Raw genomic sequence first — 12,868 nt, 5'->3', positions numbered from 1 at the left:
TGGCAACATTTGGTGAGCGAGTGGGGTCTTCCGCTGCCCAGATCGCCGGACGTTAGCTCCATCTTGCTGGCGGTGGTGCTGGTCGTCGGCGCCTACTGGATCGGCTGGTTCGTCGGCAGCCGGGCAGGACCGCGCCTCGTCGCGCTTACCCACCGATGGACCGGACGCGACGGTGACTACATCAACCTCGCTTGTTCGATCGCCAACTATGGCATCGTCGCGCTGTTGCTGCTCGTCGTCGGCAATGCCGCGACGCTGAGCCCGATCGCGCTGATGATCGTGGCACTCGCGCTGGGCGTCGCCGTTGCGATGCTTGGCTACCATCTGTGTCGCGCCGCAAGCCTTGGCACCGCCACTGCGGGCGTGCTCGCGTTTGCAGCGCTCGTCGCTACCACCTCGGCCACGCTCGGCGGCATGCAACCGCTCGTCTCCGGCCTCAACAGCGTCGGAATGACGGTCGGCACGCACCGGATCACATTGCTCGGCGTCGTCAACTTCGTCGTTGTGGCGGCAGTGCTCTATGCGCTCGCTCGCGTCGCCAACCGGGTCGTGCTGCATTCGATCGGCCGGGTGCATTCGCTCGACGTGTCTCAGCGCGCGCTCGTCCAGAAGCTGGCGAGCATCGCCATCGTCGTCCTCGCGGTGCTGTTGGGGATCGACCTGCTCGGCATCGACCTCACCGCACTGACGGTGTTCTCCGGCGCGTTCGGCCTCGCGGTGGGCTTTGGCCTCCAGAAGACCTTCGGCAACCTCATCGCCGGGCTCATCCTGCTCATGGACCGCTCGGTGAAGCCGGGCGACGTGATCGTCGTCGGCGACACCTTTGGGCAGGTCGGCAAGATCGGCGTGCGCGCCGTCTCCGTCGTCACCCGCGACGGCAAGGAGCATCTGATCCCCAACGAGCAGCTGATGACCGATCCTGTCGAGAACTGGTCCTACTCCAGCCGCAACGTGCGCGTGCACATCAAGGTCGGCGTCGGCTACGACAGCGACCTGGCGGTTGCGCAGCGGCTGATGATCGAGGCGGCCCTGGCGGCACCGCGGGTCCTCAAAGATCCCAAGCCGACCGTGTGGCTGACCGATTTCGGCGACAGCTCGGTCGATCACGAGATCCTGGTCTGGATTACCGACCCGGAGGCGGGCGTCGGCAACGTCCGCTCGGAGGTTCTCAACCGGCTGTGGGTGTCCTTCAAGGAAAACGGCATCGAGATCCCGTTCCCGCAGCGCGACATCCACATACGAAGCGGCGGCGCGGCCGAAAACGCCGGTGTAGGCACGGCATGACTCCTTTACCGGATAGCCTGGTACAGACCGAAGCGCCCGCGGGATGGCTACCGTATCGCTGGTGGCAATCCCACGTCGTCGGGAGCGTCGATCAGGAGCAGGTCGTCGTCCGCATCTTCGAGGAAAGCGGCTGGTCGCCGCGCTATGCCTTCATGACGATGATGTCGGCCGGCATCGCCATCCTGGGCCTGCTGCTTTCGTCGCCCGCCGTCGTCATCGGCGCGATGCTGATCTCGCCACTGATGAACCCGATTCTCGGCCTCGGCTTTAGCCTAGCCCTCTTCGACTTCACCGAGATGCGGCGGGCTTTGGCCGCACTCCTGGTCGGGGCGGCCGCGGCACTGCTGTTTACCGCGCTGATCGTGCTGCTTTCACCGCTCAAGGCAGCCACGCCCGAGATCCTGTCGCGGACGCGACCCAACCTGTTCGACCTGCTGGTGGCGCTATTTGCGGCATTGGCAGGGACGTTCGCGATCATCCGTGGTCGTGGCGAGACCATTGTTGGCGTCGCCATTGCGACGGCGTTGATGCCGCCCATCGCGGTTGTCGGGTACGGGCTGGCGACCTGGAACGTGCCGGTTCTGGAGGGTGCGCTGGCGCTCTTCGTCACCAACTTCGTGACCATCGCGCTCTCCGCCACGATCATGGCGCGCTATTACGGCTTCGGCCACTCGCTCTCCAGCCATCAGAGCTGGGCGCAGACCATCATGCTGGTGATCGTCTTCGTCGTCATGGCGATCCCGCTCGCGATCTCGCTCCGGCGTATCGCCGGCGAGGCGCTCACCGTCGCCGAGGTTCGATCGTTCCTGTCCGGCCGCTTTGGCGATCAGTCCCGCCTGACCCAGCTAGATGTCGACTTCGAGCGCAAGCCGATGGTGGTCCGTGCGGTCGTTATCGCGCCGCGCGACCGTGCGATTGCCAAGACGATCCTCGCCGCCGAGCTCGCCAAGGAGCTTGGTCGACCGGCGACGCTGAGGATCGACGAGGTCCTGCTCAATCCGGGAGCAGAGTCGATCGATCGGCAGCGCGTCGAGCTGAAGCTGGCTGAAAGCGCACAGGCGGCAGTCGCGGAAGACAACACCACGGCGAAGCTCGTCGCGCTGGCAGCAGGCGTCGCGCCGGACGCCGTCACTATTGACCAGGACCGCCACCGCGCCATCGTCCAGGCGGCAGTGCTGCCGGGCGCCTCGCTGGCAACCTACTTCGCGCTGGAGCACAGGGTCGCGAGTGCTACCGCTGGCTGGGACATTACCATCGTTCCTCCCGTCATGCCGCTGCCGACGATCGCCTTTCCCGATGGGGTAGATGCGCTTGATGACGTAGGCCGCCAAGCAGTCCATCTCTCGGCCTGGGCAGCCAAGAGATGGAACGCACCTGGACTGTCGGTGCCGGGGCTTCCGCCGACGACCCCAGTTAAACCGCGGCTCGACGAACGGCGCGCGCTCGCGATCGGCGCTATCTTGAAGCAGGAGGGGATTGCTACGAGGAGCGCACCGGCTGAGGGACAGAAGGTGATCCTATCGACTTCTCCTAATCCTTGACGCGGCGAACCCCTCGTCCGGCGCTTGGCAGAACGCCCAACTGCCGCGGATCGGCATCGCCATTCGGCTACCAGGAGTCGATGCTAGCCTTTGTAAAAAGAGGGTTTAATCAGCCCGAGTACACGGCATCACCAACCGGCACCGCAGTTCATTGCTGCGGCCGGCACGATTGCCGTTCTCATCTGCGCGGGTCGGGCCAGCAAGGTGTCGAGCGACGCTGCCATTGCGAGCCCTTCGACGTTGAGATTGAAGCGCGCAAGCCGCACGCGTCGTTCGTCCGAAGGAACTATCACGCATGACACACCTGCTGGACGAGGTCAGGCGGGCCCTGGTGATGGCGGCGGGCATGTTCTGGCAGACCGGCTGGAGCCTCGTTCTGGGTTTCGCCGTCTCTGATTTGCTTCAGGCGATCGTGCCGGCGGACCAGATGCGCCGCGCGCTCGGCCGCGCCGGCCCGCGCGAGATCGCCATCGCCACGCTGGCGGGGGCGGCGAGTTCGAGCTGCTCCTACGCCTCGGCGGCGATCATGCGGACGCTGTTCAAGAAGGGCGCCTCGTTCGTCGCCAGCATCGCGTTCCTGTTCGCTTCCACCAATCTGGTGCTGGAGCTGGGGATCATCCTCTACCTGCTGCTGGGATGGCAATTCATGCTCGCCGAGTGGGTCGGCGGGCTGGTGCTGATCGCGGTGCTGAGCCTGCTGGTGAAGGCCACCCTCCCGGCGGGGTTGGCGGACGAAGCGCGTCACCATGAGGAGCAGGGTGGCGGTCATGAGCATATGAGCATGACCGTCGAGGGAGGCACCTGGCGCGAGCGGCTGCGCAGCCCCGACACGCCGGTGCGGGTCGCGCAGAACTTCGCGATGGATTGGCGGATGCTATGGAAGGACCTCGCCGCCGGCTTCCTGATCGGCGGCTTCCTGACCGTGTTCGTGCCCGATAGCGTCTGGCAGGGGCTGTTCCTGACCCACGCCTCGCCTTGGGTCCGCCTCCCTGTAGATGCGCTGATCGGCCCGATCGTGGCGATGCTCACCTTCGTGTGCTCGATCGGCAACGTGCCGCTGGCGGCCGTGCTGTGGGGAGGCGGCGCGAGTTTCGGGGGTGTGGTGGCGTTCCTGTTCGCCGACCTTATTGTTTTGCCGCTGCTCGACATCTACCGTCGCTATTATGGCTGGCGGATGGCGATCTACATGGGTGCGGTGTTCTACACGGCGATGGCGCTCGCCGCGCTGGTCGTCGACCTCGGCTTCACCGCGGTCGGGATCGTGCCGCACGCGACCGGCGGCATCGAAGCTCGGGTGAGCCACTTCGCGATCAACTACACCTTCTGGCTGAACCTCGTGGCGCTGGCGCTCGCGATCTGGCTGTTCGTGCTCAATCGACGTCATCCGATGGATCACGGCCACCACCACGCCGGAGGATGCGACGCCCACGGCTGATCCTGGGTGCTATTCGTTCGACAACGCTTCCGAATGCGCCGATGCCTTTCCCTTTAAGGGGAGAAGCCATGAAGACGATCACCGCGACGCTGCTCACAGCCAGCCTGACCTTGGGGCTCGGCGGCTGCGCCAAGAGCGGGGACGAGAAGCTCGCCGACCGCGTCGAGAACCACGCCGACGCCCAGGCCGACGCGCTCAAGAACCAGGCGGCCGAACTCAACGCCGAAGCCAAGCAGATCCGGGCAACGGGCAAGGAGCGCGGCGACGCGATCGATGCCGCCAACCTCAACACCCGGGCGATGAGCAACGAGCAGAAGGCTGCGATCGTCAACGGGGCGGCACCCGCTGTCCGGTGATCCGGCCCGGCACGCGACTTCGCTGAGATCGCGATCCGCTTGACCGCCCGCCTGCGCCAGTTCCTTGTCGCCATCGGCGAGACGTTCTGGCTGCTGCCGGCGGCGCTGGTGGTCGCCGGCATCCTGCTCGCGGTCGGGCTGGTCGAGCTCGACCGCAGCGGGATCGTGCCGCAGTGGCTGATCGACAGCCCGTGGCTCTACAACGGCGGCGGCACCGGCGCGCGGACCCTGTTGGGAGCCGTCGCCTCGTCAACGATCGGCGTCGCGGGCACCGTGTTCTCAATCACCATCGCCTCGCTGTCGCTGGCAGCCGGGCAGATGGGGCCGCGGCTGCTGCGCAACTTCGTCAAGGATCGCGGCAACCAGTTCACGCTCGGCGCCTTCCTCGGCACCTTCTCCTACGCTCTGATGGTGCTCAGGAGCGTGCGGACGCAGGGCGAGGGGCCGTTCGTGCCCCACGCCGCGCTGACCGCCGGCATCCTGCTGGCGTTCCTGTGTGTCGGCGTGCTGGTGTTCTTCGTCGGCCACATGGCGGGCCGGATCAACGTCGACACCGTCATCGAGCTGGTGAGCGACGACGTCACCCACGCGATCCGCCGGCTGACTGGCATCGACGCGCCCAAGCCCGTCGCCGCGCCGACCTTCACCGATGCCGTCACGGCCATCGCCGACCCGCGCCGCGGCTACGTCCAGGAGCTCGACGCCGACCAGCTCGCCGACTGGGCCGCCGCGCACGATTGCACGATCCAGCTGCTGGTGCGCCCGGGCGACTACGTCTTCCCCGGCGCGCCGATCGCGCTGGCGGAGCCAGTGCGCGACGGCATCGACCGTGCGATCCGGCGTGTCTCCGCGCTCGGCGGGCAGCGCGTCAGCCGGATTGATCTGGAGTTCGCGGTCCGCCAGCTTGTCGAGATCGCGGTGCGGGCGCTGTCGCCGGGCATCAACGATCCGCATACCGCGATGAGCGTGCTCGACCGGATGGGGGCGGCACTGTGCGACATGGTGCCGCGCCATCTCTCGCACGGAAGGGTCGAGCGCGGCGGGCGCACCGTGCTGGTCGTGCCCACGATCGACTATGATGGGCTGGTCGACGCTATGTTTCACTTGATCCGGCAGAACGCAGCGGGGAGCGCGGCGGTGCTGATCCGGATGCTGGAGGTGCTGACAGCCGTCGCTGGGCTAGAACGCCGGCCTGAACGGCTGGGCGTGCTGCGCCGACACGCCGACCTGGTGCTGGGCGACGGCGAGCGCGATGTTGCCACGCCTGCCGACCTCGATGACCTCAAGGGACGGCATCGGCGCTTCATCGCGATGCAGACGATCGGGCCGATCAGCGTCCTGGAGCGCAAGGCGGCATGATGTACCTGGCCGCTGGCCTTCGAACGACCGCAAGCCTGCCGGCCTCCGGCAAGCTCCGGCCATAAGGATCGATCATGCATTTCCTTGGCATCGACTGGGTAGGCGTCAACGCCGACAACGGGCGCAAGCTGCTGCTGTCGCTCGCGTTCATCGCAATCGTGGTGCTCGCGAGCAGGCTGTTGCGCGGTCTCGTCAGCCTTCTGCTACGCCGCGTTGACCATGCGACCGTGCAGACGCGGTTCTGGACCCGTCAGGCGATCAGCCTCGCCGCCGCGATCATCCTGATCCTGGGGCTGCTGTCGATCTGGTTCAGCGACCCCACCCGGCTGGCTACCGCCGCCGGCCTGATGTCCGCCGGCCTCGCCTTCGCGCTCCAGCAGCCCGTAACCGCGATCGCGAGCTATTTCGTGATCCTGCGCGGCAACACCTTCACGGTCGGCGACCGCATCTCGATGGGCGGCGTGCGCGGCGACGTGATGCGGCTGGGGTTCATCCAGACGACGATCATGGAGATGGGCGAGCCGCCGGCTGTCCAGGGCGCCGACCCGGCGGTGTGGGTCAAGAGCCGCCAGTTTACCGGCCGCATCGTGACGGTGAGCAATGCGAAGATCTTCGCCGAGCCGGTCTACAACTACACCCGCGACTTCCCCTTCATCTGGGAGGAGATGGCGATCCCGATCACTTACCAGGCCGACCGCGTCCGGGTGGAAGCGATCATGCTGGAAGCCGCCAAGCAGCAATCCGTGGACCCGGACTCGCTGGCGGCCGAGTACAAGGAAGGCTTGCAGGCGCGGTTCGGGGTAGAGCCGATCGACCTCGTGCCCCGCGTATTCTACCGCATCACCGACAACTGGCTTGAGCTGACGGTGCGCTTTATCGTCCATACTCATGGCATCCGCGGCGCCAAGGACGCGATGAGCCGCACCATCATTGCCGAACTCGACAAGGTCGGCATCGGCATCGCCTCCGCCACCTACGACATCGTTGGTTTTCCGCCGATCGAGATCCGGTCGGCACCCTCGAACCCCGCGCCTTGAGGAGCGGGCCGGGCCGCGCGGCGATTCGGATGTCACGCCGCCCGAATGCGATCTCCCGATCACGGGCGCACCGAACCTGACGAGCCCGCGCGACATGCTCGCGCATTGTGTCCCCGTCCGAGGAGCCTGCCCCATGAGCGACCTGCCCTTCACCTTCGGGATCAGCGAGTTCACCACCATGCCCTGGTCGTTCGAGGAGGATGTCCAGCACTACGCCGCGCTGGGGGTGGACGCGGTCGAGGTCGTGGAAGCCAAGCTCGACGAGGATCGGTTCGCCGAGCAGATGCGGTCGATCGGTGACGCCGGGCTCGTCATCAGCGGGGTGCAGCCGAAGGTCCGCACGTTTTTCCCGAGCCGGATGATGCCCGATCCCAAGCCGCTCGATGAGCGGATTGCCTGCCTGCGAGCGACCATCGAGCGGCTGTCCCGTTACGCGCCCGGTGTGCCGTTCATCACCAATACCGGGCCGCATCCGCAGGGCGACATGTCCGAAGCGATGAAGGTCGCGGCTGCCGGGCTCGGCGAACTCGGCCGCGTCGCGGCCGATCACGGCGTGACGATGGCGCTGGAGCCGCTCAACCCTACCTCCGTCAACGTCGAGAGCGCGATCTGGACGGTCGACCAGGCGCTCGATGTGATCGAGGCGAGCGGCAGCGACCATGTCGGCCTTTGCCTGGACTATTGGAACATCTGGCAGGACGCCGGGATCGAGGCGGCGATCGCTCGGGCAGGCGACCGGATCTTCACCGTCCAGGCGAGCGACTGGCGGACCCCGCGCTCGTTCGCCGACCGGATCGTGCCCGGCGACGGCGCGATCCCGCTCGCCCGGCTGATTGCAGCGACCCGTGCCACCGGTTTCGCCGGGCCGTGGGTGGTGGAGATCTTCTCGAACGACGTAACCGACTCGCTGTACAATGGCGACATGGCAGCAATGATCGGTCGTTGCCGCGACGCCATGGGCGCAGCCTGGGCCAGATCGGGTCGAGATTGACCGGATGATGATCCACCCGACTTGCCGCCGCCTGCGCAAGCGGCGCCGATCGCCTCCATACAAAGGACTTTGCGCATGACCCTTGGCTTCACCGTCGAGCGGATCGATGACGTGGTGCTCGACGGACCTGCCGAGCTTCTGAAGCAAAACCTGATGAGCCCGTTTGCGTGGCGCGAGGGCAAGGATGCCGGCCTGATGGCGCTGGTCCGCGCGGTGCCGCCCGACAAGGGTCCGGACGACGAGAGCGGCCGTATCTGGTATGGGCGGAGCGGCAGCGACGGACTCGTGTTCCGGATGGACGAGACGCCGGTGCTTGTCCCCAGTGACGAAGGCGATGACGCGCTCGGCTGCGAAGACCCGACCGTGGTGCAGACCGAGGCAGGCTATGCCGTGCTCTACACCGGCGTCGACCGACGGAAGAACGGGCACCTGCTTTACGCCACGGGTGCGGACATGCGCAGGCTGGAGAAGCGCGGTGTGGCACTGCCCAATTCGAAGGGTGAAAAGAACAGCAAGGAAGCGACGCTGCTGCGCGCGGACGACCGCTGGCAACTGCTCTACGAGTACAGCTCCGAAGGTCACTCGCTCATCAGCCTGACCAACGGGGCGGGGCCAGCGGGCCCCTGGGACGAGCAGCCCGATCCGTTCGGCCCTCGTGCCGAAAAGTGGGACAGCTGGCACCTGTCGACCGGGCCGCTGCTGCGCTCCGATCCTGCGCGGCCGGTCATGTTCTACAACGGCGCCAACAAGAGCGCGGACTGGGGCATCGGCTGGGTGGCGCTCTCGCCCGACCTGCGCCGGGTGACCGCCCGGTGCGACGGGCCGCTGATCGCGCCGCCGGCGGATGCCGACGGTCCGCGCGACATCTCCTTCGCGGCCTCGGTCGTCGACACGGAAGGCACGATCTGGCTCTATTACTCCCGCAACGACCGCGAGCTGAAGCGCGCCACCATTCGGCAGACGACGTGAGTTTTCGCCCGGCTCGGCTGGCGCTCACTGCGGTTTGCCTGTCGCTCGGCGGCTGCGCGGCGCTCAAGCTGGGCGTCGTCAACCATGCCGGTCCGGTCGCCGCCGAGCAATGGCACCTCTACGTCATCGTCGGCGCGGTGCTGGTGTTCGTGGCGGGGCCGGTGCTGCTGCTGACCCCGATCATCGCCTGGCACTACCGGCTCGGCAACAAGGGCAATGCTTTCAAGCCTGAGTGGAACTTCTCCTGGCCTCTGGAGGGGTTCATCTGGGTGCCTCCGATCGGCATCGTCATCGGTCTAGCCTTCCTCCTGTGGAACTACACCCACGAGCTCGATCCCTATCGGTCGCTGCCCTCCGCGCAGGCGCCGGTCGAGGTGCAGGCGGTCGCACTCGATTGGAAGTGGCTGTTCATCTACCCCGATGCGCGGGTCGCGGCGTTAAACCAGCTTGCGATCCCCGTGGGACGACCCGTCCACATCAGCCTGACGAGCGGCACAGTGATGCAGTCGCTCATGATCCCGCAGCTCGCCGGACAGATCTACGCGATGGCGGGGATGCGCACGCAGCTCAACCTGATGGCGTCCAGGGCTGGCATCTTTCGCGGCGAGAACACGCAGTTCAACGGCCAGGGCTTCCAGCGGGAGAAGTTCGACGTGGTTGCGCTGCCGCCCGCGGCCTATGCGCGCTGGCTGGCACGGGTAAAGGCCGCCCAGCCGCTGACGCGCCCGGCCCTGGCGAGCGTGCTCGGCCGGTCGACGCCGGCCCGGCCCCAATTCTTCTCGGCCGTTCCACCCACTCTGTTCGGCCGCATCATGGCCGCGACCCAGAGGCCGACGCGATGAACCACCACCCGATCTGGCCGGCGGTGCTCGGCCGCTTCGATTGGCAGGCGCTGCCGTTCGTGCGCGCGTGGCAGGACCCGAGCCTTAGCGAGATCATCGGCGCGGGCGCGGGCGGCATCGTCGTCGCGGGCGCGCTGTTCGTGGTGGTGCTGCTGACGGTCACCGGCCGCTGGGGCTGGCTGTGGCGGGAGTGGCTGACCAGCCTCGACCACAAGAAGATCGGCATCATGTACGTCGTCGTGGCGCTGGTGATGCTCGCGCGCGCGCTGATCGAGGCAAACCTGATACGGCTCCAGCAGGCGACCGCGATCGACGGACCCGGCTTCATCGAACCCGACCATTTCGCGCAGCTGTTCAGCACGCACGGCTCGATCATGATCTTCTTCATGGCGATGCCGTTCCTGACCGGCCTCATCAACTACGTCGTGCCGCTCCAGCTCGGCGCGCGCGACGTCTCCTTTCCGCTGCTCAACTCGATCAGCCTGTGGCTGACCGGCGGCGGCGCGGGGCTGATGATGATCTCGCTCGTCGTCGGGCGCTTCTCGACCGGCGGATGGAGCGGTTATCCCCCCTATACCGAGCTGGCCTTTAGTCCCGACGTCGGGCCCGACTACTGGATCTGGGCGGTGTCGCTCGGCTCGATCGGCTCGACGCTGACGGGGCTCAACATCGCCGTTACCATCTACAAGAAGCGGTGCCCCGGCCTGAAACTGATGCGGATGCCGCTGTTCTGCTGGACGAGCCTGTGCACCTCGATCCTGATGATCTTCGCGATGCCGCCGCTCACCGTCGCCACCGCGCTCCTGGCGCTCGACCGCTATCTCGGCTTCCACCTGTTCACGAACACCCTCGGCGGCAACATGATGATGTATGCCAACCTGTTCTGGATGTTCGGCCATCCCGAGGTCTACATCGTCATCCTGCCCGCGTTCGGCGTCTACTCGGAGGTGGTGTCCGCATTCTCCTCCAAGGAGCTGTACGGCTATACCTCGCTGGTTCTCGCGACCATGGCGATTGCGGTGCTGTCCTTCACCGTCTGGGTCCACCATTTCTTCACCATGGGGCAGAACGCCAACATCAATGCCGTGTTCGGCATCGCGACCATGACGATCGGCGTGCCCACCGGCGTCAAGATCTACGACTGGATCTGGACGATGTTCCGGGGCGAGGTGCGCTTCACCACGCCCATGCTGTTCTCGATCGCATTCATGATGACGTTCGTGCTGGGCGGCTTCACCGGCATCATCCTTGCCTTCCCTCCGCTCGACTATCTCGTCCACAACACGCTGTTCCTGGTCGCGCACTTCCACAACATGCTGATCCCGGGCACGCTGTACGGGATGATCGCCGGCTACCAATACTGGTTCCCCAAGGCGTTCGGCTTCCGCCTCAACGAGCGTTGGGGACGCATCTCGTTCGTCTGCTGGGTGGTGGGCTTCTATGCCGCGTTCATGCCGCTCTACGTGCTCGGCGCGGCCGGCATGACCCGGCGCACGCAGGCGGTATTCGAGGCCGCCTACCGCCCGTGGCTCTACATCGCGGAAGGCGGTGCGGTGATCCTGTTCGTGGCGCTCGCGGCCCTGTTCATGCAGCTCTACGTCAGCATCCGGGAGCGCGACGCAAACCGTGTCACGGCGGGCGATCCATGGGACGGGCGTTCGCTCGAATGGTCGGTCTCGGCACCGCCGCCCGAGTACAACTTCGCTGTCATTCCCCACGTCCATCGCCGTGACGCATTTCATCACGACAAGCGTGTCTACGCACCCTATGCCCCCGCGCGCCGCTACCACGCCATCGAGATGCCGCGGAGCAGCGCCACCGGCCCGGTGATCGGGATTGCGGGAGCGGCCGCCTGTTTCGGGCTGGTGTGGCTCATGTGGTGGCTGGCGATCCTCGGCAGCCTCGCGGTGCTGGCGGCCGTGATCGCCCGCAGCTTCGCGCGCGACGTGGATCGGAAGATCCCCGCCGCCGAGGTGGAGCGGACCGAGCGGCGTTGGCTGGACGCGGTGAGCCGGGCCGTGCCCGTGCAGCGCGAGGAGGAGATGACGCCTGCCAATGCCGGGCTGGCGGAGGTACACCGGTGAGCGCCGGCGTGGGGCGTCACCCCGGGCTCAACCTGGGCGATACCGACGAGCCGACGCACATGGTGGCGGGCAGCGACGTGTTCGGTTTCTGGGTCTTCCTGATGAGCGACGCGGTAATCTTCGCGCTGCTGTTCGCGACCTATGGCGTGATGCTGCCCGCCACGATGGGCGGCCCGACCCCGGCGGGCGAGTATGAGATGGGCCCCGCGTTCATCGAGACGCTGGTGCTGCTGACCAGCAGCTTCACCTACGGCCTCGGCTCGGTGGCGATGAAGCACGGGGCGCCGCGGCGAGAGCTGCTCGGCTGGCTCGGTGTGACGCTGCTGCTCGGGCTCCTCTTCCTGGGGCTGGAGTTGCACGACTTCGCTACCATGTTCGGCGACGGCGCCTACCCGTCGCGCAGCGGCTACCTGTCCGGCTTCTTCGCGCTGGTGCCGCTCCACGGGCTCCACGTCCTGGCCGGCAGCATCTGGATCGTCGTGATGATGGCGCAGCTCCTCGTCTTCGGCGCGGACGCGCGGGTCAAGGTCAACATCCTGCGGCTGGGGCTGTTCTGGCACTTCCTCGAGATCGTCTGGATCGGCATCTTCTCGCTCGTCTACCTGCAGGGGCTGATCCGATGAGCGGACCGAACCGGAGCCGCGCAAGGGAGATCCGCACCTACGCCATCGGCTATCTGCTCGCGCTCGCCCTGACGGCGGCGGCGTTCGCGGCGGTACGCTGGCCGTCGATTGGCGCGGGCGCGACGTTCGCGGTCGTGCTCGCCCTCGCGCTGGTGCAGGTCGTGGTTCAGTTCCGCTGCTTTCTCCACATCAGCCTCGCGCGATCGTCGCGGGACGATCTCCAGTTGATCCTGTTCTCGACGCTGATCGTGATCCTGATGGTCGGCGGCACGCTCGTCATCCTGTTCAACCTGCGCGCCCGCATGATGTGAGGGAGACAAGGTGCGGAGCCGACGTTCAGCCACAAC

At 66.6% G+C, this 12,868-nt stretch carries 12 protein-coding genes; all 12 read left to right on the top strand.

What is annotated here, in order from left to right; all coding sequences use genetic code 11:
• Positions 1-225 precede the first annotated feature (225 nt).
• The 12 genes from ACOFKX_RS10225 to ACOFKX_RS10170 all read left to right on the top strand — a co-directional run bounded on the left by ACOFKX_RS10225 (position 226) and on the right by ACOFKX_RS10170 (position 12,832).
• Positions 226-1,284, top strand: coding sequence for a mechanosensitive ion channel family protein (locus tag ACOFKX_RS10225; RefSeq protein WP_419826877.1), 1,059 nt, complete (start codon positions 226-228; stop codon positions 1,282-1,284).
• Positions 1,281-2,825 carry a DUF389 domain-containing protein gene (locus ACOFKX_RS10220; RefSeq protein WP_419826876.1) on the top strand — a complete coding sequence of 515 codons (1,545 nt, stop codon included), beginning with the start codon at positions 1,281-1,283 and terminating at the stop codon, positions 2,823-2,825. The genes ACOFKX_RS10225 and ACOFKX_RS10220 overlap by 4 nt, the downstream gene beginning before the upstream one ends.
• A gap of 295 nt (positions 2,826-3,120) precedes the next feature.
• Entirely contained in the window at positions 3,121-4,260 is a 1,140-nt protein-coding gene (locus ACOFKX_RS10215; RefSeq protein WP_419826875.1) for a permease, read from the top strand.
• A 68-nt stretch (positions 4,261-4,328) separates the two neighbouring features.
• Positions 4,329-4,616, top strand: a complete 288-nt coding sequence (locus ACOFKX_RS10210) for a hypothetical protein (protein ID WP_419826874.1) — start codon at positions 4,329-4,331, stop codon at positions 4,614-4,616.
• 39 nt (positions 4,617-4,655) lie between these two features.
• Entirely contained in the window at positions 4,656-5,975 is a 1,320-nt protein-coding gene (locus tag ACOFKX_RS10205; RefSeq protein WP_419826873.1) for a DUF2254 domain-containing protein, read from the top strand.
• Positions 5,976-6,049: 74 nt separating this feature from the next.
• Complete coding sequence (locus tag ACOFKX_RS10200; protein WP_419826872.1) at positions 6,050-7,012, top strand: mechanosensitive ion channel family protein; 963 nt, start codon at positions 6,050-6,052, stop codon at positions 7,010-7,012.
• A 133-nt stretch (positions 7,013-7,145) separates the two neighbouring features.
• Entirely contained in the window at positions 7,146-8,003 is an 858-nt protein-coding gene (locus ACOFKX_RS10195; protein WP_419826871.1) for a sugar phosphate isomerase/epimerase family protein, read from the top strand.
• A gap of 21 nt (positions 8,004-8,024) precedes the next feature.
• Positions 8,025-8,972 carry a glycosidase gene (locus ACOFKX_RS10190; protein WP_419826870.1) on the top strand — a complete coding sequence of 316 codons (948 nt, stop codon included), beginning with the start codon at positions 8,025-8,027 and terminating at the stop codon, positions 8,970-8,972.
• Positions 8,969-9,814, top strand: coding sequence for a cytochrome ubiquinol oxidase subunit II (locus tag ACOFKX_RS10185; protein ID WP_419826869.1), 846 nt, complete (start codon positions 8,969-8,971; stop codon positions 9,812-9,814). Before ACOFKX_RS10190 ends, ACOFKX_RS10185 begins: the two co-directional genes overlap by 4 nt.
• A complete protein-coding gene (locus ACOFKX_RS10180; RefSeq protein WP_419826868.1) occupies positions 9,811-11,898 on the top strand; it encodes a cbb3-type cytochrome c oxidase subunit I in 2,088 nt (695 codons plus the stop codon). Before ACOFKX_RS10185 ends, ACOFKX_RS10180 begins: the two co-directional genes overlap by 4 nt.
• On the top strand, positions 11,895-12,521 hold the full coding sequence (locus ACOFKX_RS10175) for a cytochrome c oxidase subunit 3 (RefSeq protein ID WP_419826867.1): 627 nt from the start codon (positions 11,895-11,897) through the stop codon (positions 12,519-12,521). The genes ACOFKX_RS10180 and ACOFKX_RS10175 overlap by 4 nt, the downstream gene beginning before the upstream one ends.
• Positions 12,518-12,832 carry a cytochrome o ubiquinol oxidase subunit IV gene (locus ACOFKX_RS10170; protein ID WP_419826866.1) on the top strand — a complete coding sequence of 105 codons (315 nt, stop codon included), beginning with the start codon at positions 12,518-12,520 and terminating at the stop codon, positions 12,830-12,832. The genes ACOFKX_RS10175 and ACOFKX_RS10170 overlap by 4 nt, the downstream gene beginning before the upstream one ends.
• Positions 12,833-12,868: the final 36 nt, after the last annotated feature.

The sequence above is a fragment of the Sphingomonas sp. genome (assembly GCF_965200105.1).
Taxonomy (GTDB): Bacteria; Pseudomonadota; Alphaproteobacteria; order Sphingomonadales; family Sphingomonadaceae; genus Solisphingomonas.
Note: the sequence above shows the minus strand (reverse complement) of the source record. Positions and strands in the feature narration are given on the sequence as shown.